This is a genomic window from Psychrobacter immobilis (assembly GCF_904846065.1).
GTDB classification, from domain to species: Bacteria; Pseudomonadota; Gammaproteobacteria; order Pseudomonadales; family Moraxellaceae; genus Psychrobacter; species Psychrobacter immobilis_H.
This window is the reverse complement of the sequence record NZ_CAJGZV010000001.1, coordinates 41,725-64,375: the sequence shown is the minus strand read 5'-3', so window position 1 is coordinate 64,375 and position 22,651 is coordinate 41,725. Positions and strand designations below refer to the sequence as shown.

The following is a 22,651-nucleotide window of genomic DNA, read 5'->3' as shown; positions in this document are numbered from 1 at the left end:
GATGATTATGATGGCAGTTACTTCTTCTTTATCAGATGAGCAGCGCGCAGTACTGGCGCTGTGGACTGAGGTGAATGCATCATTATCTGCTTATTATAAGCTCATTATTTCTTTTGGTACAGCAGAGCTTGCTTGGTACGCCAAAGTAGATGCTTGGCGGCAATTGGGTATTCATCATAGCCATCTTGCCCGTCATGAACAGCCAGAGCATACGCAAGCCAGTATCGATAAAATTCAGCAAGCGCTTATCGAGGGGCGCTACGGTCTGCTATTTGCTGGCCAGCCTGATTATCCCGCCCAGCTCTCGCAAATCTATGACCCACCGCCTTTATTATTTTACCGAGGCAATAAAGCACGTTTGCGTCAAGCGCAAATCGCGATCGTCGGTAGCCGAAAACCCACTGCCCATGCCCAAAAAATCACCTTTGATATCGCACAATATTTGGCGCAAGCTGGTTATATCATCACCAGCGGTCTTGCCATGGGTGTCGATAAACGAGCACATCTAGGCGCTTTAGCACAGGCAGATACCGAATATCAAGGTCGAACGATTGGGGTAATGGGTACGGGTATTGAGGTCAATTATCCCAATCATCACGATAAATTGTTTGCCCAAATAATTGAGCAAGGCGGCTGTATTATTAGTGAGCTATTACCGCATACACTGCCACATAAGCATACGTTTCCACGGCGTAATCGTTTGGTCGCTGGATTGAGCTTAGCAACAATTGTGACGGAGGCGACCATTCAGAGTGGTTCGCTGATTACTGCGCGTTTAACCTCCGAGCAGGGCAAACAAGTTTTTGCGATTCCAAGTCATATTGATAATAGCAATGCTGAAGGCTGTCATCATTTGATACGTGAAGGCGCGACCTTAATTTATCATCCACAGCAAGTGCTAGAAGACGTCAATGCTCAGTTGGGTTATGAAAGTTATTCTCATAAATCAAAAGATACTGTGAATAGTGGTATAGATATTACCGAATCTAATGGCTCTCAAAAGAATCATAGCAAAGCTACTAAACATACAAATAAAGATAAAAGAATCGCTGTAATGGCTAACCATCCAATACCCTCTAATATCAAATCTGCTCCCAGTGCTATCGTCGTACCAGAGCATTTAACGCTTGTGTATGAGCAGCTTGATTGGCACGGGCAGGATTTAGATGCGCTGATTATCGCTACCAAACTTGCCACACCGCAGCTGATTGGACAGTTAATGGAGCTTGAATTATTAGGCGTCATTAGTGTGCAAGGCGGACGGTATTTGCGCGTCTAAAATCGTACTTGCTATCGCTTTAGGCTTTTCACTTATCTATTGCCAAGTGATTGACAACAGTACAATCTAGGGCGTGTCATCAATTAGATTGTGAGGCTTAAAATGAGAAAAATTGTAGATAAACAAGGAAGCAATTGCCGTTAATATGAACATATTGACAAAATTGCTGACGATGTTTAGCAAAATTTAGCCATTTTAAGACCACTAAACGTACTAATGTGCTAATTGATGACACGCCCTAGGTGGCTGCTAATAAGGTCGCTTTAAACTTCGCTGCCCTAACTTTTCTTAGTCTTATGTTATGATGAGTGCTTAAATTTCTACCTTTTTGAAGCCTTCAAACCATGGAAAAATCCACATCTTTTACTACTGATTCTGTCACTCAAGCTGCCAAGTGGCTTAAAGAAAGACAGCTACTTGCTTATCCCACCGAAAGCGTTTGGGGTATCGGTTGTGACGCTTATGACGAAGCAGCCGTTCAATGTATTTTATCTATTAAACAGCGTCCACAAGCCAAAGGCATGATCGTCATTACTGACAGCGCTGAGCGTTTAATGCCGTTACTAGAGCCTCTAGAAGAAGGTCTGCGCCAACAAATCATCAAGAGTTGGCAGGCAGATACTGACAGTATAGAGCTACACGGTAAGCAAGCCCATACATGGCTACTGCCTATCCCTCAGACACTTGAAAAGACTATCCCTCCTTGGATCACAGGGCAGCATCAAACAGTGGCGGTTAGAGTTATTGCGCATCCTATGATTCGTCAATTGTGTCAACAACTGGTCGACGTTCAAAACCCATTTGGGCTATTGGTTTCCACAAGCTGTAATCCATCAGGGCAATCGCCTGCTATGACTTTCACTGATGCCTATGGGTATTTTGGCGAGCAAATCAGCTACTTGCAGGCTGACACTCTAGGCTATACTTTACCGAGCCAAATTCGTGACGCAACCACGGGTTTAGTAATTCGTTAGTGCATGACAGTCAACCAAGGGATGAGTGTTATTTATTAATTTCACTATTGACAGAAATAAAAGAATAGCGCAAGATGAGTGAATAAAATAATCAAAACTTATAAATTAGAGTACATATTAATCATGAAACTAAATCCTGTGACCGAAAAATTTATCTTACATTGGGGTGAAATGGGCTCGCAGTGGGGCGTCAATCGCACCATGTCACAGATTCATGCGTTGTTATTCATCATTGGTAAACCATTAAATGCTGAAGAAATTACCGAAACACTTGGGGTTGCTCGCTCTAACGTCTCAAATAGTATTAAAGAGTTGCAGCATTGGGGCTTAGTACAAAAGGTCTCGATATTGGGTGATCGTCGCGATCACTTCACGACCAATACTGACGTTTGGGAGCTGGCACGCATCATCGTGGTTGAACGACAAAAGCGTGAGCTTGAGCCAACTGTGCAGTTCTTACAAGAATTGATGGACAGTCCTGAATTTGAACATGAAAATAATGAGGTAAAGTCACGTATTCGTGATACCCAAGAATTCGTTAGTACCCTAACCACATGGTCATCTGAGATGCTTAAACTGCCCACAAGCATCCTCAAAAAAGTCCTAAAACTAGGCGCTAGTATTAAAAAGGTTTTACGTTAATAGCTGTGTAATTTAAAATAAAAAATTTGCAATACAATTTCTGTTTTGACAGAAATATATGTAATAAATATAAAAGCCAACTAAGTTTAAGTGAGATAAGTTTCTATAAAATAGCAGCAACAAAAAATAGTAATAACAAATGGATGTGTAAAATGACAGTCAATCAGACACACGCTAATAAAAAGCCAGCCATTAAAAAGGCTGTTGCTGCAGTCGAGTGGCAAGACTTGCACCAGTTAACGCGCGGTCAAATCGCTTACAACGTTATTTTGCCTTATCCGTTTTTATTGTTGTCTTGGTGGTTCGCCAGCCACTCATGGTATGTCTTAGCATGCGGGACTTCTTACTTATTTTTTGCTGCCGCATTTCGCCAAGCCCATGATGGTTATCATCATAGTTTAGGGACAGCTAAAAGCACGACTACTGGAATATTACTGTTGCTCAGCGTACTACTAATGACCAGTTTGCACAGCATTCGAGCCACCCATATGGAACATCACCGCAATCCATTGGGCGATAGTGACATTGAGGGCAGTCTAGCAAAAGGCTCATGGTGGCAAGCGCTGCTCGGCGGGATAACTTATCGACTCGATATTTATCGTCAAGGACTGCGTCTAAGTAGCCGTCGCAATCAAAAATTGGCGTGGCTAGAGTTTGCTTTGATTGGTTTAGTTGTCTTGGTTACCTTCGTACTGACCGTATTTCCTTTAACTGTTCCTGCTCTGACCATGTTAGCGCAAGTATTGATGTATCACATATTGACCATGATGTTGGCCAATGCCAGTGTTGGCATCATTGCGGTGTGGGGCGTGCATCATGATTGTGATGAGACAATCGCCCGAACTGAGCGCAATCCTTTGGTTAACTTGCTGACCTTTAATTTGCTTTATCACGTAGAGCATCATCTCTTTCCTGCTGTGCCATCCAATCATTTACCTGAGCTTGCCAAGCGTTTAGATGCAGCAACGCCACATCTGACCAAAGAACATGTATTGCCAAGTATGGTTAACGTCATAGATTTTATCAATTATCGTTGGAACCAATTAAAGAATAAATCTCAAAATAGTAATGATAGTGACTGTCCTATTCGTAAGCGTTTTGCTTAATCAGTAGGCTAAATAAAATCAAGATACTTATCCACCAATTATCCACAGGAATTTCATTGGCTTTGGCAACGCCATATTTATACTTAATTAACGACGAATGTTAATAGGATAAATAGAATGAAAAGGAATAATGAGTTAGGTGTGTATCCTTATCTACAAGTGATTATTTTGTTTGCAGGGCTTGGTAGTATGATTGGTGGATTGATTGCAGAGCTGGCTCTATTGTTCATTTTTAGGAATGCGGATTTTGCCCAAATTGGTTACCAGCCATTACTCTATGTTGGTCTGCTTGGTTTTATTCCTGCTTTATTAACGGGTGTTATCGTCGCTTATAAGAATATATGGCGCGGTGATCATAAGAGTCTACGCACGACATTTTTAGTGGGGTTTATAACGTCAGCAGGTTATATGGGTGCAATCATCCTATATCTAGGCATCAACTCATGGATAGAGGTTGGCGTGCTATTGGCCTTTATGATTGGTATAGGATTGTTTGGCGCAATCAATTCAGCGATTGCCAGCCGCATTGCTTTACCAAAAGTACGTAAAAGTCATTTTGATATTAGTACTAAAAAAGTAGACGATGGCTATGACGGATTAAGTTTTACTAAACGATAAGCGAAAAATATAGGGAGTAGGACATGAATATTTTAATCAGTGGTGGCTCAGGCTTTTTAGGCAGTGCTTTTAGTGACGAGCTTATCAAACGCTATCGTACGCAGGATAAGGACTTACACATTACATGGCTAACACGCGATAACAGCCAAACGCATCCTGACGCGATCAGCATGATGACCTACGATGAGCTAGCGAGTTCGGATAAAAGCTTTGATGTTATCTTAAACCTAGCAGGCGCAGGCATTGCTGACTCGCGCTGGAGCGATGCGCGCAAAGAGCAGTTGCTCGCCAGCCGTATCAAGCCTACCGAATCCTTATTGGCATTTATTAAGCGCACCAGTATTAAGCCCAAGCTAATGGTCAGCGGCTCTGCGATTGGCTGGTATGGCGCACAAGGCGATAAACCTCTTACCGAAATCAGTAATTTTGAAACTGATTTTGCCCATCAATTATGTGAACAATGGGAACAGCTAACTTTGACAGCAACGGAATATGGCGTACCTGTGGCTATCGTGCGAACCGGTGTGGTGATTCATCCTGAAGGCGGCATGCTTGGTAAGTTATTAACCCCATTTAAAATGGGTGTTGGTGGGCAGTTAGGTGATGGCAAACAAATCATGAGCTGGATCAGTCGTGAAGACTGGGTTGGGGCGGTGATATTCATCATTGAAAAGCATCTTGCTAATTATGCGGACACTCAGACTACCGATGAGCACTCGTTAGAAACTATCAATGATACGCCAGTGCTGGTTTATAACCTCACTGCGCCTAATCCAGTGACCAATCATACTTTTACCAAAACGCTTGGAGCATGGCTACACCGGCCCACCTTTTTTACTTTACCCAATTTTCTGCTTAAGCTAATATTTGGTGAGATGTCGACGCTACTAATAGATGGACAAAAGGTATTGCCTCAAGCATTACAGGACGCAGGTTATGATTTTAAACAGCCAACACTGAAGCAAGCTTTAGAAGAGCAGAGTTCGTAAATCATTAAGCGACTGTTTCATGTGAAACATCATTATTATTTACATGATGCTTTGTTTCATGTGAAACCTAAATAGAGGTGTGTATGAGTGATATTGAGATTAGCGCTACAGCCACAGCATCCAGCTATCCTAAAGCTAAGGTAATAGGAACTTATGGATTGTTGGGAGGTGCGATAGGTGGTCTGATTGTCTGCTTATATATGATTGTGATGCTTGTAATTGACGGTAATATTTTTAGGCAAGAGTTAACAGATATTTTCAAAATGCTATTAGCTTCTATTGTAGGCGGATTCTTTTTTGGTTTGCTCCCTACGTTAGTAGCTGGATTAACTATATGTAAGTTGAAGATAGTCTTTGACTCCATACTAAAAATAGTACCGTTATTCTTCATTGGATTCTTTAGTACTTTTATATTTTCAGTTTGGATTATAGCAACGGATGTTTTTTTAGAGAAAATAATATTTGGATTGGTTCTTAGCTTGATAGGTGGAGCCAGCGCTGTGATTACAGGTCTTATCGCATTACCTAAACACAAATAAAATTTAACTTTAAATTTCATTATTGACAGAAATAAAGTAAATTAAAACAGCCGATTAAATTAAGTGGTCGCGCCAGCAAGACAGCTACTGCTTATCACCAAGTAAGGAGAACATCATGCGTCATCCTTCGTTAGCCAATATTGAATGGCAAGATTTGCGACAGCTTAGTCTTGGCGAGACTGTTTATAATATTTTCTTATCTTTACCTTTTTTATTATTGTCATGGTGGAGCGCGTGGCAAGGCTGGTGGTTACTTGCGCTTGTGGCGACTTTTTTCTTTTTTACTGCCGCACTGAGACAAGCCCATGATTGTTATCATCGAACGTTGGGAGTAGGGAAGCTTGCTACTGAAACCATGCTGTTTTTTCTCAGTATCACCATGCTCTGTAGCACGCATGCTATTCGGCACACACATCTCAATCATCATAGAGATCCACTTGGAGACAGCGATGTCGAGGGTAATTGGGCTTGTCTGCCTTGGTATCAGGCGATATTAGGCGGTTGTATTTTTTCAATTATGATTCAGTGGTTTGGCCTGACGCATGGCAGCCGTCGTAATCGTATTCTGGTTGCTTGTGATATGTTGCTCATTTTCGCAGTGATTGCCACCGCTTTTATCACGATGCATCCAGTATTGGTGTATCACGTATTGGTGATGATATTGGCCAATACGATGGTAGGATTCTTTGCAGTATGGAGCGTCCATCATGGTTGTGATGACGTGGTATATGCGCGCAGTGAGCGTCATCCATTGATTAATTTACTGACTTTTAACTTACTCTATCACATCGAGCATCACTTATTCCCAGCGGTGCCAACCAATCATTTACCGGTACTGGCCAAGCGCTTAGATGCTACCGCTCCGCAGTGGACGCAGCAGCCAGTCATTCCTCTTTTAGCCCCAGCCAATCAGTATCCAGTAGTTAACATGAACGAAAAATCTAATAGTCTTGATACTGAGATATCACTCATACAGGAGTCGTAAGATGATTATCCAAAATCATATCAACAGTTATAGAGAGCAAGCGAATTTGTCCATTACCATGTACTACGATGATGCGTGCGTGATATGCAGCACCGAGGCGCATAATATGAAAAAACGTCAACCGGAAAAGATACACTTAGTTCCTGTAGACGAGGGGGTTGATGAGTTGGCGGCCGCAGGATTTAGCCGTAAGGATGCGATGACTTATATGTGTATGCAAGACAGCTACGGCAATTGGTACACGCATATGGATGCCGTACGACTGCTCTACAGGACGGGCGGCGTTAAATGGTCACCGTTATTGTTTTTGCCAGTGGTCAAGCAACTTGGCGACTTCGCTTATCCGTATGTCGCGCGCAATCGATATAGAATCCCAAATTGGGTGACAAAGTTGCTCTATGGCAAAGCGGTGATGCAAGCTTGTGACAATGGCGTCTGTAAAATAGCACCAGATAAACGTTAAAGTACGTTTAGTGGCAACCATTTAGTTTAGTGGCAACCATTTAGTTTTGTGGCAACAGCACCTTGGGCGTAAAGCATATGAAGTTTTCGTGGAAAAAAGGAGGCTATATCCAGAGCATCAAATTTTTCACGTAAGATAGCGTTATCTTTATCTAAGCAGACTTGATTATGTGGTTCTTCATCGTTTTTACTCAGTTGCTAGCTGTTATGACCACCGTTCTTATTTACTGGTTAATAAAGCCAAAAACGACTGCCGCCAAAGCTGTGCTGATAGCTGCTGTCTTTATTATTAATAATAGTGCTCTCATTTATGGTTTGACTGAGTTTTGGGGTGAGCGCTTCCACGTTTATCTGGTCGTTAGTATTTTGCAAGGTTTTATGCTTTATGCGGGTTTGATAACCGCTGTAGTTGCGCTATTCGTTTATCAGCTCTTTAAGCGGAAATCTCGTCCAATACTCTTGCGCACCTTTGCCATTACAGTTTATGTCGCCATTGTTAGCTTAGCGGTATTTAATGCTTATTCACCTGTCGTACATCGTCTAACTGTTACGATTGACAAACCGCTGGCTAAACCAATGGATATCGCGCTTGTCTCTGATACGCATCTGGGTAGATGGTTTGGCAATCGACAGATAAAGAAAATGGTAAGCCTTATCGATGCGCAACATCCTGATGTCTTGGTTATCGCTGGTGACATTATGAATGATAATACGATTGCTTACGATAATACCAATATGCATGAGCAGCTATTAAAGCTAAAGGCACCGCTTGGCGTCTATGCGACTTTAGGCAATCACGATTATTTCGGTTATGACCAGCAGATTACACAGGCGGTGGAAGAGGCGGGCATCAAAGCGCTTGATAATGAGAGTGTGCTATTAGATGATTCAGTATGGCTGGTGGGGCGCTCAGATGATATTGATCGTACCAGATTGTCAGCCGAGGAATTATTAACGCAAGTAGACACAGAAAAACCAGTGATATTTTTGGAACATCGTCCTAGCGCGATGGATGAGGTCAGCGCCCTGCCAGTCGATTTGCATCTGTCTGGGCATACCCATGGTGGGCAGATATTTCCACTAACGCTATTGATGGATTGGTTGACACCGTTAAGCTATGGCAGCAAAAAAATAGCCGATACGCAGTTTTTGGTGACCTCTGGTTATGGCATTGGTCCCGTACCATTTAGACTGGGTACGCGTTCTGAGATTTGGATAATTACGTTGCAGTCTGGTGTATGAGCTATTTAAATAAACAGTGTTGCCCCTATGATAAAGCCTCTACCATATCTAAATAGTAGAGGTTTTTATTTGCTGTTAGGCTGGCTAATAGCTACTTTGCTTGTCTGGTTAGCTAAAAACACACTGCATTGACGCCATCATACTCAAGGATTTTTCATGCGCTACGCATTTTTTATCACCATTTTTGTGCTATTGCAGCTCTTTAGTGTCGGTGCAGCTCTAAGCGTGCAATGGTGGTTACAGCCTTGGCAGACAGCAGGTTTGCAAACTTCGGTATGGGTCATCGTATTCGTTATTACCAACGGTTTGCTGCTACTCAGTGTCAATAGAGCATTTAAAAATAGCTATCGCTGGATCAGTGGTTGGATGTTAGTCATGCATTTCATGCTATTGACGGCTTTAGTTACCAGCCTATTTTATGGTGGATATTGGTTGGTCACATCGCTAACTGGTGATGTACTCGCTACACCGGCTACCGTCGATTTTGGGTTGCGAATATTGGCGTTGGCAATATTTATCGGGTTGTTTTTCTATGCCCTATACAGTGCTTATGCGCCTGTGGTACGTGAGTTATCTATTGATATTGATAAACCTTTGGCTAAGCCATTACGTATTGCGGTCGCTAGCGACTTACATATCGGACGATTATTTGGTAGCGGCGCAATAGATAGGCTGCATTATCTTATTGTGCAGCATAAAGCAGACATACTGCTGATGCCGGGCGATATCATGGATGACAATATACAGGCATTTACTGATTATAATATGGCAAAAAACTTGGCGGAGTTATGCAAAAGTCTGCCATATGGGGTCTATGTGACTTTAGGTAATCATGATTTATACGGGCACGAGCAGCCGATTGTCCAAGCGTTGCGTGCTACTGGCGTGCAGTTATTAAATGACGAAGTAATCGGTATCGAGCATGAAGGTCAACCAATCTGGCTGGTTGGGCGTTTTGATAACCATAAAAGACAGCGGGTAGCCACAACCGATCTACTGGCTCAAGTTAATACTACACAGCCAGTGATACTGCTAGATCATAGACCGAGTGATATTGCTGAGCACAGCCAGCTACCGATTGATTTACAGGTATCAGGGCATACCCATAACGGTCAAATATTCCCCGCCAACTTCATTGTCAGTGCCATCAACCGCTTGGGTTATGGCTATGAAGCCATTGGCAAAGGACACTTTGTGGTGTCATCTGGTTACGGCTTTTGGGGCATTCCATTTCGCTTGGGTTCGCGCTCAGAGATTTGGCTGATCACTGTGAATGGTCATGTTGGAGATAACGTTTAAGCAAGTAATATTTAAGAAAACAATATTTAAGAAAACAATGCTTAAAAAAGTAACGTTTAAATAGTGGCAGTACCATTATATTTTCTAAGTAAACTGGCACTTTCTTATACAACTGTATTGATAACTATGCCGCTAATTGTGACTGGGTATTGATAACGTCACGCACAAAGCTCGCAAACCCTTTAATAATATCATCTGTTGCTTGTCCGATACCTTGATGAATACTCATAAAATGAATAAAACCATGCGGCGCACCAAGAATGGTATGAGTCTCGACTGCTACACCATGCACCTTTAATTTCTTTGCATAAGCAAATGCTTCATCACGTAATACGTCTAATTCTGCGGCGACAATATAAGTCGGGCATACTTTACTATTATCACCAAGCATCGGACAGTTAAGGATATGCTGGCGTGGCAAGGCGCTGTTATCTAAACAAGCAGCATCAAATACAGCCACATCGGCATGATCCAATAATAATCCCTCGCCATATAACTCCCAACTTGGATAATCCGTTTCGATATCCGTCACAGGATATAAAGGCATTTGTGCAAGCGGCTTTGGTAAGCGCTCTAATAAATCGAACATTTTTTGACCTGCAATACCCAGATCTGACCATGCGATTTGCGAGAGCGCAGTGAGTTGTTGAGCAATCAAAGTGGACAATCCGCCGCCAGCACTATCGCCTGCTAGCACGATTCGCGAGGGTAAAGCGCCTAAGGTATGGCAGTGCTCCGCCAGCCAAGCGTAGGCAGTGAGACAATCTTTTAATGCCGCTGGTGCTGGATGCTCAGGTGCTAAGCGATAATCAACACTGACTATCGGCCAGCCCGTTTGCTCACAAACCGCGTGGCAAAATTCATGATGGGTATTGACATCACCAATACAAAATCCACCTCCATGAAAATATAACAGCACTGTTTCATCAGAATTATGAGTATCCGCTTTTTTGAACCCTAAGCCATGAGAGCTCGCGGCTGATTGATAACAGCGAATGGTCATATCGCCATCATCAGCATTGGCAATCACTTTGTCTTCCCAATGCACAAGCTTCTGATTTTTTTTCGTAAATCGTTTCATGTTGCCGATGACATTGTCACTTGTTTGCTGCCATACGTACGGCGCTTGCATCGCCACGGCGTCAGCGGCGAACCTTTCGCGCAGCTCATGCATTGGTGTCAGCTCAAGAGGCGTTTTAAGTTTACTATTCACCGCGAGAATCAAACGCAGGTGAGCATCGGCGTGCAGGTATTGTTTTGAGGTCGGTCCTTTCAAATAACCAACCAAGCTCTCTAATAGTGGCGTTGGCAGATAGCCGACTCCTTTCATGGCATAGTGCAAGGTATGCGGCTGGCAAGTCGTCAACGGGTTATAGCTAAGTACTTTTTGTTTGACGGTCAAACGATTCTCTTGAGTGCCATTTTCTTCTTTTATACCATTATCTATACGATCTGTTGATGCGAGCTTTATCGTCATCAGCGCTTTATTTAATAGCACATTGATTGATAACACGGTTGATTTAGACATAACACTTCTCGTTAAGGATTGTCAGTATGCGTTGTCATATATGAGCGTTTACTTTGATATGAGCCATACTATTTGTAGCAATAATAGAGTAATCAAAAATAAAGTTGAGTATTGTTTGGTAATGGCTTATGTACCAACGGTAAGTTTTTTGGAATAAGTACTGCTTTCTTGTAGCTTGTGTTAACGAGCATGGGTAGCCATTTACTACCTATGAAATTCTGTTTTGAGCACTTTAATCCAGATTTAGGCAATATTTGTTGTAAATTAGAAAAATTCCCTTGGCTTAGGCTTGAAATTTACCTTCATCACCTTTATCAAACAGCTAGTAAAAGGTATTCATAAAAACAATGTGTAAGACGGGTTAATTATTTAATAAGAGCACAGTATCCCTAGTAAATAGTGAACTTGTTGCCTCTTATATAAATTGTCATTATTAAAATTCTAAGGAGCTATCATGAGCGAGCAAAATACCAACCACGAATCGCCTGAGCAAAATGTGGCGCATGACAATATTGAACACAGTGACAGTATTTTAGAAGAAACCATGAAAGAGTTTGATCCAAAGCATAACTCAGGTGAAGAGATGACCATCGAAAATGAAATCGATCTCGACACCTTTAAAGCGCGCATCGCTGAGCTAGAAGGTGAAGTGAAGCAAGCTAAAGAAGTCACCGCCCGTGCCAATGCCGAAGCTTACAATGCACAAAAACGCATGGAGCAAGAGGCGGATAAGAGCAAGCGTTTTGCCTTGCAGAAATTTGCCAAAGAGCTATTAGAAGTGGTCGATAATTTAGAACGCGCCATCGAAAGCGCCTATGCCGATGACCCTGTTACAGAAGGGGTGAGACTGACGCACAAAGCGTTATTGGACGTATTAAATAAGAACGGCGTCGAAATGGTTGACCCACAAGGCGAGAAATTCAACGCGGATTTGCATGAAGCGGTGGGTATCGATGAAGAAGCAGAGGCTGATACTGTCGGTACTGTATTACAAAAAGGTTATAGCTTGAACGGTCGTTTATTACGCCCAGCCATGGTACGTGTTGGGCAGTAGAACTAAAAATTGGATTTTTAGTGTGCTAAACCCTACTATTATTAAGGGTTTTCACAAAAAGTCACACGAAAGACAAATTTTGCATGATGATTGACTTGAAAAAATCCATAAGTAAACCGATATATATAGCAACAAGAGATCAACCACGGTCTGAATAGATAAATACTTAAAACAAATTAGGAGCAAATAATTATGGGTAAAGTAATTGGTATTGATTTAGGTACGACTAACTCGTGTGTCGCAGTGATGGAAGGTGACAAAGTCAAAGTCATCGAAAATGCTGAAGGTACTCGTACAACGCCATCTATCGTTGCTTATAAAAACGATGAAATTTTGGTGGGTCAGTCAGCCAAACGTCAAGCGGTCACCAATCCAAACAACACGTTGTTTGCGATTAAGCGTTTGATTGGTCGTCGTTTTGATGACAAAGTCGTGCAAAAAGACATCGGCATGGTACCTTACAAAATCGCCAAAGCGGATAACGGTGATGCATGGGTAGAAATTAACGGTAAAAAATTAGCACCACCACAGGTTTCTGCTGAAATCTTGAAAAAAATGAAAAAAACAGCAGAAGACTATCTTGGTGAAACTGTTACTGAAGCGGTTGTAACCGTACCAGCTTATTTTAATGACTCACAACGTCAAGCAACAAAAGACGCGGGTAAAATTGCAGGTCTTGATGTAAAACGTATCATCAACGAACCAACAGCTGCGGCTCTTGCGTACGGTATGGACAAGAAGCAAGGCGATAGCACGGTTGCTGTTTATGACTTGGGTGGTGGTACTTTTGACGTATCAATCATCGAAATCGCTGACGTTGATGGCGAGCAGCAGTTTGAAGTTTTAGCAACCAATGGTGATACATTCCTTGGTGGTGAAGACTTTGACTCAGCATTGATTGATTATTTGGTTGATGAGTTCAAAAAAGACCAAGATGTCAATTTGAAAGGTGACTCATTGGCGATGCAGCGTCTAAAAGAAGCGGCAGAAAAAGCGAAAATTGAGTTATCAAGTGCCCAAAGTACTGAAGTGAACTTGCCTTATATTACTGCAGACAGCAATGGTCCTAAGCATTTGGTGGTCACTATCAGTCGCTCAAAACTTGAGAGCTTAACTGAAGAGTTGGTACAACGTACCATGGGTCCTTGTAAGATTGCGCTTGAAGATGCTGGCATAAAAATTGGTGACATCGATGATGTTATCTTAGTTGGTGGTCAGACTCGTATGCCACTGGTACAGCAAAAAGTACAAGAGTTCTTCGGTCAGGAGCCACGTAAAGATGTGAACCCTGATGAAGCAGTAGCGGCAGGGGCTGCGATTCAAGGCGCGGTATTGTCTGGTGAAAAAACAGACGTATTGCTACTTGATGTGACGCCACTAACGCTTGGTATCGAAACGATGGGTGGTGTCATGACACCAGTTATTGAGAAAAACACCATGATTCCTACTAAGAAATCACAGGTATTCTCAACGGCTGAAGACAACCAACCAGCTGTGACCATCCAGGTTTATCAAGGTGAGCGCAAAATCGCTAACCAAAATAAACAGCTTGGTCGTTTTGATTTGACGGATATTCCACCAGCACCACGTGGTCTACCGCAAATTGAAGTTACTTTTGACATCAATGCTGACGGTATCATGAATATCTCAGCAACTGACAAAGGTACGGGTAAAGCGCAAAGCATCCAGATCAAAGCAGATTCTGGCTTGACGGATGAAGAAATCGAGCAAATGGTTCGTGATGCAGAAGCCAATGCTGCAGAAGACGAAAAATTCGCTAACTTAGCGCAAGTTCGTAACGAAGCAGATGGTCGTATTCATGCGGTACAAAAAGCGTTAAAAGATGCTGAAGATAAGGTAACTGCTGAAGAAAAATCAACAGTAGAAGCTGCTATCACTGAGCTTGAAGCGGTGATGAAAGAAGATGATCATGATGACATCAAAGCCAAGCTTGAAGCATTAGACAATGCCTTCTTGCCAGTTAGTCAGAAGATTTATGCTGATGCAGGCGCAGGTAGCGAGGGCATGGATCCAAGCCAGTTCCAACAAGGCGCGGACAATGCAGCAGATAGCAACCAAGCTGATGATGACGTCGTTGATGCTGAGTTTACTGAAGTAGACGAAGACAAAAAATAATTGTGATTTAGTAACTAAACGCAGTTAAAACAAAAAACGCATCCTTCGGGGTGCGTTTTTTTATGGCTGTTATTTATAAGAAATATCCTACCATTCTATATCTTGTCTTCATGATTTAAAGGCACTCACTATCAGTACTTCATAAGTCAAATGAACGATAGGCTGACCGGCGTCATCTTGCGCCGAAAAATGTTGCCAATAATCCGACTCAAACTGTTGCAAGCGTGCCTTTGTCCATACAAAGGGCTGGGTACTGTTGGCTTTTACTTGTGTCTGATTGGTCGATACGCCCGTCAATTTCATATGTTTTAGGACAGCATAAGGACTGGCAAACGGTAACTCGAAACGCTGAGTGGACAGTTTAATTTTCTCAAAACCCGCACTAATCAGTGCCAATCGCCACTCAATGATATCTGGATAGTGGAGACCCTGATCCGTTAGAGTCTTTATTTGCAAAAAGTTATTTGGCGTAAAAGTGTTAAACAGCAGTTGACCTCCAGCTCGCAAATGGCGTGCTGATTGCGCAACAAAGTTTAAGGGGTCATCAAACCACTGCACTGCATTGGCACTGATTATCAAGCTATGCTCACCCTCAAAGTCCATCGTTTCAGCATCGCCAATTGCTATGTCAGCATTGGGCATTATGGACTGTAAAGTAGCCGCTTGTTCAGCGCATAATTCATTGATCAGCCAATATTGACTTTGAATGTGTGCTGCGAGTAGACGGGTCATTTGACCAGTTCCTGCACCGACTTCAAGCACACTATCGTGTTCAGTGTGAGTGAGTTTGTCTATTAAATATTGACAGACTTGCTGCTGAACATTGGCATGCTGATCATAGTCGCTGGCATTGGCAAAATGACGAGCGATGGTTTGTTTTCTGGTGCTAAAGTTATCAGGCGTGGCGAGTGTTTTCATACGGTTTATTATATCCAAGTGAGCCAATTATCAATCGATAGCAGGACTGACGTCGCTGATGTATAACAACAGATTTATAATTGTTGTATCAGTTGTTCGCAGTCTTCATCTGTCAGCTTGGCGTTCATGACCAAACGGATACGAGCGGTGTTTGCAGGCACAGTGGGTGGCCTGATAGGCAGGGCATAAAAACCTGCTGCTTGCAATTGTTGTGCTTTGGCAAGCGTGCTGGCATTGTCACCCAAGATGTAAGGCACAATCGGTGAGTCATAGTGTGGATGCTGGGTGTTCTGGGACACACGGTATCTTGGGTCGATGACTTGACTAAGCTTGGTAGACAACCGCGCTAAATGCGCCCGTTGATTATTTAGCATTGGCATTTTTGCTAAAATAAATCGCGTCCATGCGTGATTGATAGGGGGTAATGCAGTACTAAAAATTAGTGGACGCATGCGGTTAATTAGCCATTGCTTGACGACATCATCGCACATGATATAAGCACCCACCGAGGCAAACGCTTTACCGAAAGTACCGACCAAATAGTCAATATCAGCCAATGTCTGTGTTTCTTCCGCTAGCCCCAATCCTGTATGACCTAATACACCGATTGCATGAGCCTCATCGACATACAGTTCGATACGAGCATCGCTAGCCTTTAATTGTACCAGTTGACATAAATCCGCACGATCACCATCCATACTAAAGATGCTCTCAGTGACAATAATGATGCGTTCAATGTCTGGCGCTGCTTGCTCAATAAACGTCGCTAAATGTTCATAATCATTGTGACGATAACGACGATAGCTGACAAGTTTGCTTTGGCTTAAACGTAACCCATCGATAATGCTGGCATGTACCAGCTTGTCAGCTAAGATCAGTGTTTTGACTGGCAAGGCTGTGAGGGCTGGCAATATACCAAGATTGGCATGATAGCCGCTATTCAATACCAACACCGATTTTGAGGCAGAGATATCACGTTTGCCGACAGCGGTTTGATACCATTCCTGCAACTCAGACTCTAGCGCTTGTAGCTGTGCATCATTTCCAGTGAGCAAGCGTGAGGACGTCGCACTCATTTTAGGTATTTGTGCGACTGATAACAGTGTTAGTTGACTGAGAAATTCGTTTTGTAATTCGGTGTCGCCACCTAAGCCCAGATAATCGTTACTGGCGATATTGAGTAAGGTTTTACCCTCGCTAATAACGTATTGCCCATGATGATGGAGATTGGGTAATTGACGGTATTGTTGGGTGGCTTTGAGTGCTGTAAGCGCTTCTTGTAGGCGGCTAGTTATACGTCCAGTCATTATTTTTACCTTAAAATATTCGGTATCTCTTATTGTTTTATGCTTATTTCTGCTAGAAAGGCGATGAAATGAGTAGGGATTATTGCATAAACTCAGTGGTTGTAACAAAAGGTTTCATATCTTTGCCTTTGTAACCCAAGCACTGATAAATACTTGCAAATCTTAACTCTCATACCATCAAACACTGACAGACGACTTGAAATAGTTTGTTACTATATACCCATCGTTAGCAAACAAGGCGATAGGGCTATAAAAGCCAATATAAATAGATAACTTGTTTGTCCAAATTGATTTTAAGGAGCTAATAATGAAAACTCTACAAAAAACGCTACTTGCACTAGCAGCTGGTTCTTTGTTAACTGTTGGCGCACAAGCCGCTACTTCTTATAGCAACGGTTACACTGGTCAGCCGTATGTTGGCGTCAAAGTCGGTCAGTTTGATCTAGATATCGACAATGCAGATGATCCAACTGCTTATGGTGTCTACGGTGGTTATAACTTCGATCAAAACTTTGGTGTCGAAGCAGAGTATGTAGGTTCAGATGATGCTGATTACAAAAATGGTGATCTTGATGCCAAAACTTATGGCGCATATGGTACGGCACGCTACCAGTTCCCAAATACTGGCTTATACGCTAAAGGTAAGCTAGGGGTTGCTAAAACTGAAGTAGAAGGTGATTACACCGTTGGTCCAGTTGAAGTTTCGAAATCTAGCAGCGACACAGGTCTTGCTGGTGGTGTAGGTCTTGGTTACTCAGTGAATCCTAACTTTGGTGTCGAAGCTGAATACTCAATGATGGACAGTGATGTCGATGCCAAGCTACTTACTGTTGGCGCTCAGTTGAAGTTCTAAAGCCAAAACGATTTATCAGCTAAACGAGTGAGAGAAGATGGCAATAATAATCTTTTCTCATCCAGATACTTTACAGACAAATAATTAAAAATATAACCCTAGGGGAATACTATGAAAACTTTACAAAAAACGTTACTTGCATTAGCAGCTGGTTCTTTATTAAGCATGGGTGCACAAGCTGCCGTATCTTATGGCAACGGTTACACTGGTCAGCCATACGTTGGTGTAAAAGTCGGTCAGTTTGACCTAGATGTAAACGGTGCTGACAAGCCAACCGCTTATGGTGTCTATGGCGGTTACAACTTTGATCCTAACTTTGGTATCGAAGCAGAATATGTAGGTTCAGGCGATGCCGATTATTATAACGGTGATATCGATGCCAAGAGCTATGGCGCGTATGGTACTTATCGTTATCAGTTCCCAAATACTGCGCTATATGCCAAAGGTAAGCTAGGTGTTGCTAAGACTGAAATCGAAGGTAACTATATCGTTGAAGACTCTAATAGAAAAACCATTTCTAACGATGATACCAGCCTTGCTGGTGGTGTAGGCCTTGGTTATTCGGTTAACCCAAACTTCAGTGTTGAAGCTGAATATGACATGTTAGGTAGCGACGCAGATCTTATGACTGTCGGTGCTCAGCTAAAATTCTAAGTTTTTGATTAGCAGTATGATAACTAAAAAACGCACCCTTCGAGGTGCGTTTTTTTGTACGATAAAAAGCACTGTAAGCGTCATTAAAAAAGAGTGCATTTGAAATAAGGTTCTGTTAATATCTCGAATTCGACAATAGTTCAGCTAACTTATATGCTCTGTTATTTTCATTCAGATGGTATTTTTAGTTTTATTTAACAGGAAGATATATGAATACTTTACAAAAAGCTTTGATCGCCCTATCAGTTGGCTCTTTATTGAGTGTCAGCGCGCAAGCGGCAGTTAACTATGCAGGTCAGCCGTATGTTGGTGTAAAAGCTGGTAAGTTCATGGTAGATGCTGATGATCTAGATGATCCTACTGCTTATGGTATTTATGCTGGTTATAACTTTGATCCTAACTTTGGTGCTGAAGTTGAATATGTAGGCTCTAGTGACACTGATATTGATACAGGTACCAGACTTCTTAAAGGTGAATATGACCTTAAAACTTATGGTGCTTACGGTACTTACCGTTATCAATTCCCTAATACTGGTTTATATGCCAAAGGTAAGTTAGGGTTTGCTAAAGCTGAGATTGATGCTTCTTTAAGTGACGTACTTGGAAACACTGTTAGTGAAAGCGATAGCGATAGTGGTGTTGCTGGTGGTATTGGTCTGGGTTATAACTTTAACCCTAGCATGAGCGTTGAAGCTGAATATGATTATGTCGCTGAGGATATTACTCTATTGACTTTAGGTGCTCACATTAAGTTTTAATAAGTTGATTAAAGAAAAAAGAAACGATCGCTTTGGCGGTCGTTTTTTTATGCTCTAAGTTTTAATATGTGTTTCTCATATTTTTCGAAGTATACACACCATATATTGATGATTTTTAAGAAATTATTAATACTAAAAATGTGCTACATTAAAAGTTAGAATGATAAAGATAGGGAATATAGTGATGATGGAGATGCTGTGGCTGATTGAACCTTGGCACTGGTTAGTCTTAGGTTTTATATTGCTGATCATTGAGATGTTTGTGCCGACATTCGCCAGCCTTTGGTTTGGTGCTGCCGCCATCATCGTTGCCGCGCTTTCGTGGCTATTGCCTATTTCTGTCTCTGTGCAAATTATTATTTGGTTGGTGCTTTCTGCCATATTCTTGCTGGCATGGTTCAAGTTTATTAAACCCTTATCAGTAGATCGCACCAAAGCAGGCTTGGGTGGTAGTGTTATCGTTGGTGAAACTGGCATGATTATCGTCCAGCCGCAGCCAGATAGAGCGGGCACTGTCAGATTCAGTGTTCCTATTGTTGGGGCAGCGGAGTGGATGTGCCGCACTACGGGTGAGCCGGTGGCGGTCGGCGATCGAGTGGTGGTGACCGATATTGTCGGTAATGAGCTGATTGTGAGCAGTATGAAATCGCAGGCAGCGATTAATAAAGACATGCAATTATAATAATAAGGATGAATTATGGAAAGCTTTAGCATTGTCATGGTGGTTTTGGTTGCACTGGTTGTCTTTACGGTTTTCAAAGGCGTTCGAATCGTGCCACAAGGCTATAAGTGGGTGGTGCAGCGATTGGGCAAATATAGCCAAACACTAGAGCCGGGTCTCAACCTTATTATTCCTTTCGTTGATGATGTCGCTTATAAAGTGACGACCAAAGACATTGTTCTTGATATTCCCTCACAAGAGGTCATTACGCGAGACAACGTCGTTATTATTGCCAACGCTGTGGCTTATATCAATATCGTGCGCCCAGATAAGGCCGTTTATGGCATTGAAGATTATGAATATGGTATTCGTAATTTGGTGCAGACGTCACTACGTTCAATTATCGGTGAGATGGATCTTGATAGTGCATTGTCTAGCCGTGATGAAATCAAAATGAAGCTAAAGCATGCGATATCAGAAGATATTGCGGACTGGGGTATCACCCTAAAGACAGTAGAAATTCAAGATATTAATCCATCGCAAACGATGCAAGCATCAATGGAAGAGCAGGCGGCGGCAGAGCGTCTACGCCGTGCGACAGTGACTCGTGCTGATGGTCAAAAGCAAGCGGCTATCTTGGAAGCAGATGGACGTTTAGAGGCGTCACGTCGTGATGCCGAAGCACAAGTGGTATTGGCGAGAGGTTCTGAAGAGTCTATTCGCTTGATTACTAATGCAATGGGCGAGGAAGAGATGCCTATTGTTTACTTACTTGGTGAGCAATATATTAAGGCGATTCGCGAGCTGGCAGAGTCTGACAATGCAAAAATGGTGGTATTACCTGCTGATATTTTAAGTACCATCAAAGGTATGGTGGGTGACAAGCTTAAGGTTTAATAAGTCATGTATAGCCATGTGTTATAGCATTAACTCTTAAAATGGTCAGTGAGCTTCTTAGGCGCTGGCTATTTTTTCGACTGTCAATTGTGCTGAACGCTACATCTAATAAATAACTCATATGGTTCGTTTAACAAGAATAAAATATATATCAGGGATAAAAAATGACGATACAAAATATTAATACAGAAATCATTCAAATAAAAGACTTTATCCAAGGCACGGCACTACCTTATACCGTGCTAGATGATACGCATATCAATGCTGCGTATCCTGAGAGGAAGCTTGAGATTAGAGGGGGTGGTTTTGGCTCAGATGCAGCGGCTCATCCAACCAATGCCAAGCAATTTTATGTGCTCACTGATCGCGGTCCCAATGCGGATTTTGCAGGTAGTGCAGGCACGGGTAAACAGTTTTTAGTACCTGACTATACACCGCGCATCGGATTGTTTGAGCTACAAGCAACTGGGCAGATTATTAAGATCAAAGAGACACTACTAAAGGACGCAAATGGCAATCCTATCTCTGGGCTACCGAATCCACAAGCACTCGGCGGAACTAATGAAGTCCCTTACGATGTCGACGGCCAGCCGATGACCATGAATCCCAATCTACCTTTTGATGCAGTGACCAATCCTATCAAAAACGATATCAATGGTTTAGATCCTGAAGGTCTTGCTGCGCTAACAGATGGTAGTTTTTGGATCAGTGATGAGTATGGTCCTCATTTGGTTCATTATAATGCGCAGGGGGTGGAGATTGAGCGTATTAATGCCTTTGCGAGCGATCAGCGCAATAATGTGATGGCTAATGGTCAGCTGATTTTACTACCAGCAGAATTTACCAAACGTCGTGCAAATCGCGGTATGGAAGCATTAACGATTACTCCAGATCAGAGCACACTGGTGGGTATTATGGAGTCTTCTATGGATAATCCTGATCAGTCAGGTCGTGTCTCTAGTTTGACGCGCATCGTCACTATCAATCTATACTCTGGTCAAATAGCACAGTATTTGTATCGTCTCGATCATGCTCACCATGTGACTTCGGGTATCGTTGCGATTAACAATCACGAGTTTTATTTGATTGAACATGATCGCAAGTTTCCCCTACAAGACAAGTCTGCGCAAAAGCTCATTTATAAAATGGATCTCTCGCAGGCGACTGATATTGAGAATATTTTAAATACAGATAATATCAAGCAAGATCATGTATTGGGTTTAACGATCAATGGACAAACACTTGAGCAGCTTATTGCAGCAGATGAAAAAAATTGGCAATTGCTGAAGGAATTGGCAATCAAACCAGTCAAGAAAACCTTGGTCGTCGACGTTCTCGCGACTGTAGAGTATCCGCATGATAAGTTAGAGGGTTTGTGGTTGCGTCAAGATGGCTCATTGGGTCTACTAAATGACGATGACTTTGCGATGACGGATTCAATGATTGCCAATGCTAAAAGCACAATCGAGCAGAAATATTTGGACAGTGAAAAAACAATAGAAGATGCAAATAGGCTATATATGGTGATGCCTTCTGAATGTGGTGATGTCTACTAAGTAGGCTAGGGCATGTCCTCAATTCAATTGATCATATCTAAACGGGCTAAAAATGGCTAAGTTTTGCTAAACATCGTTAAATAGCTGGTTAATATCCAGATATTATCTGTGCTACTTTCCTCGTTTGACTGCAATTTATCTCATTTTTATCACCATTTTTGAAATGAGGACACGCCCTATAGGTATTTTTTGTC

The 22,651-nt window shown here is 42.2% G+C and carries 22 protein-coding genes; 19 read left to right on the top strand and 3 right to left on the bottom strand.

The window, feature by feature from the left end; genetic code table 11:
- Positions 1 to 7 precede the first annotated feature (7 nt).
- The 11 genes from dprA (at position 8) to JMW64_RS00230 (ending at position 10,135) form a co-directional block, all read left to right on the top strand.
- The gene (dprA, locus tag JMW64_RS00280; RefSeq protein ID WP_201552200.1) at positions 8 to 1,279 is read left to right on the top strand and encodes a DNA-processing protein DprA; all 1,272 of its coding nucleotides are present in this window, start codon (positions 8 to 10) and stop codon (positions 1,277 to 1,279) included.
- 344 nt (positions 1,280 to 1,623) lie between these two features.
- On the top strand, positions 1,624 to 2,253 hold the full coding sequence (locus JMW64_RS00275; protein WP_201552198.1) for an L-threonylcarbamoyladenylate synthase: 630 nt from the start codon (positions 1,624 to 1,626) through the stop codon (positions 2,251 to 2,253).
- Between the two features lie 123 nt (positions 2,254 to 2,376).
- Entirely contained in the window at positions 2,377 to 2,895 is a 519-nt protein-coding gene (locus JMW64_RS00270; protein ID WP_045447558.1) for a GbsR/MarR family transcriptional regulator, read from the top strand.
- A gap of 152 nt (positions 2,896 to 3,047) precedes the next feature.
- Positions 3,048 to 4,001: a fatty acid desaturase gene (locus JMW64_RS00265; protein ID WP_201552196.1), complete on the top strand. Its 954-nt coding sequence runs from the start codon at positions 3,048 to 3,050 to the stop codon at positions 3,999 to 4,001.
- Positions 4,002 to 4,118: 117 nt separating this feature from the next.
- Positions 4,119 to 4,619, top strand: a complete 501-nt coding sequence (locus tag JMW64_RS00260) for a hypothetical protein (protein WP_201501688.1) — start codon at positions 4,119 to 4,121, stop codon at positions 4,617 to 4,619.
- 23 nt (positions 4,620 to 4,642) lie between these two features.
- Positions 4,643 to 5,608, top strand: coding sequence for a TIGR01777 family oxidoreductase (locus tag JMW64_RS00255; protein ID WP_201552194.1), 966 nt, complete (start codon positions 4,643 to 4,645; stop codon positions 5,606 to 5,608).
- Between the two features lie 83 nt (positions 5,609 to 5,691).
- Positions 5,692 to 6,147 (top strand): hypothetical protein, encoded by a 456-nt coding sequence (locus JMW64_RS00250; RefSeq protein WP_109592250.1) that lies wholly within the window; start codon positions 5,692 to 5,694, stop codon positions 6,145 to 6,147.
- Positions 6,148 to 6,262: 115 nt separating this feature from the next.
- A complete protein-coding gene (locus tag JMW64_RS00245) occupies positions 6,263 to 7,132 on the top strand; it encodes a fatty acid desaturase family protein (protein WP_201552192.1) in 870 nt (289 codons plus the stop codon).
- A gap of 1 nt (position 7,133) precedes the next feature.
- Positions 7,134 to 7,595 (top strand): thiol-disulfide oxidoreductase DCC family protein, encoded by a 462-nt coding sequence (locus JMW64_RS00240; RefSeq protein WP_201552190.1) that lies wholly within the window; start codon positions 7,134 to 7,136, stop codon positions 7,593 to 7,595.
- A gap of 206 nt (positions 7,596 to 7,801) precedes the next feature.
- Entirely contained in the window at positions 7,802 to 8,836 is a 1,035-nt protein-coding gene (locus tag JMW64_RS00235; RefSeq protein WP_227694004.1) for a metallophosphoesterase, read from the top strand.
- Between the two features lie 156 nt (positions 8,837 to 8,992).
- Positions 8,993 to 10,135 carry a metallophosphoesterase gene (locus tag JMW64_RS00230; RefSeq protein WP_201552186.1) on the top strand — a complete coding sequence of 381 codons (1,143 nt, stop codon included), beginning with the start codon at positions 8,993 to 8,995 and terminating at the stop codon, positions 10,133 to 10,135.
- Between the two features lie 124 nt (positions 10,136 to 10,259).
- Here JMW64_RS00230 and JMW64_RS00225 read toward each other — a convergent pair whose 3' ends face one another.
- The gene (locus JMW64_RS00225) at positions 10,260 to 11,663 is read right to left on the bottom strand and encodes an alpha/beta hydrolase (RefSeq protein WP_201552184.1); all 1,404 of its coding nucleotides are present in this window, start codon (positions 11,661 to 11,663) and stop codon (positions 10,260 to 10,262) included.
- 454 nt (positions 11,664 to 12,117) lie between these two features.
- Here JMW64_RS00225 and grpE point away from each other — a divergent pair, with 454 nt between their 5' ends.
- A complete protein-coding gene (grpE, locus tag JMW64_RS00220; protein ID WP_201552182.1) occupies positions 12,118 to 12,717 on the top strand; it encodes a nucleotide exchange factor GrpE in 600 nt (199 codons plus the stop codon).
- A gap of 192 nt (positions 12,718 to 12,909) precedes the next feature.
- Positions 12,910 to 14,853 (top strand): molecular chaperone DnaK, encoded by a 1,944-nt coding sequence (dnaK, locus tag JMW64_RS00215; RefSeq protein WP_045453885.1) that lies wholly within the window; start codon positions 12,910 to 12,912, stop codon positions 14,851 to 14,853.
- 108 nt (positions 14,854 to 14,961) lie between these two features.
- Here the strand turns inward: dnaK and JMW64_RS00210 are convergent, their stop codons facing one another.
- Positions 14,962 to 15,771, bottom strand: a complete 810-nt coding sequence (locus JMW64_RS00210) for a methyltransferase domain-containing protein (protein WP_201552180.1) — start codon at positions 15,769 to 15,771, stop codon at positions 14,962 to 14,964.
- Positions 15,772 to 15,845: 74 nt separating this feature from the next.
- The gene (locus JMW64_RS00205; RefSeq protein WP_201552178.1) at positions 15,846 to 17,078 is read right to left on the bottom strand and encodes an 8-amino-7-oxononanoate synthase; all 1,233 of its coding nucleotides are present in this window, start codon (positions 17,076 to 17,078) and stop codon (positions 15,846 to 15,848) included.
- 307 nt (positions 17,079 to 17,385) lie between these two features.
- Between JMW64_RS00205 and JMW64_RS00200 the strand changes: the two genes are divergently transcribed.
- From JMW64_RS00200 to JMW64_RS00175, 6 genes are all read left to right on the top strand, one after another.
- Complete coding sequence (locus tag JMW64_RS00200; protein ID WP_201552176.1) at positions 17,386 to 17,931, top strand: porin family protein; 546 nt, start codon at positions 17,386 to 17,388, stop codon at positions 17,929 to 17,931.
- A gap of 111 nt (positions 17,932 to 18,042) precedes the next feature.
- Positions 18,043 to 18,585, top strand: coding sequence for a porin family protein (locus tag JMW64_RS00195; RefSeq protein WP_045447596.1), 543 nt, complete (start codon positions 18,043 to 18,045; stop codon positions 18,583 to 18,585).
- 209 nt (positions 18,586 to 18,794) lie between these two features.
- Positions 18,795 to 19,343: a porin family protein gene (locus JMW64_RS00190; RefSeq protein WP_060492090.1), complete on the top strand. Its 549-nt coding sequence runs from the start codon at positions 18,795 to 18,797 to the stop codon at positions 19,341 to 19,343.
- Positions 19,344 to 19,527: 184 nt separating this feature from the next.
- Positions 19,528 to 20,025 (top strand): NfeD family protein, encoded by a 498-nt coding sequence (locus JMW64_RS00185; RefSeq protein WP_193008888.1) that lies wholly within the window; start codon positions 19,528 to 19,530, stop codon positions 20,023 to 20,025.
- A gap of 15 nt (positions 20,026 to 20,040) precedes the next feature.
- On the top strand, positions 20,041 to 20,901 hold the full coding sequence (locus tag JMW64_RS00180) for an SPFH domain-containing protein (protein ID WP_045447605.1): 861 nt from the start codon (positions 20,041 to 20,043) through the stop codon (positions 20,899 to 20,901).
- A 164-nt stretch (positions 20,902 to 21,065) separates the two neighbouring features.
- The gene (locus JMW64_RS00175; RefSeq protein ID WP_201552174.1) at positions 21,066 to 22,457 is read left to right on the top strand and encodes an esterase-like activity of phytase family protein; all 1,392 of its coding nucleotides are present in this window, start codon (positions 21,066 to 21,068) and stop codon (positions 22,455 to 22,457) included.
- Positions 22,458 to 22,651: the final 194 nt, after the last annotated feature.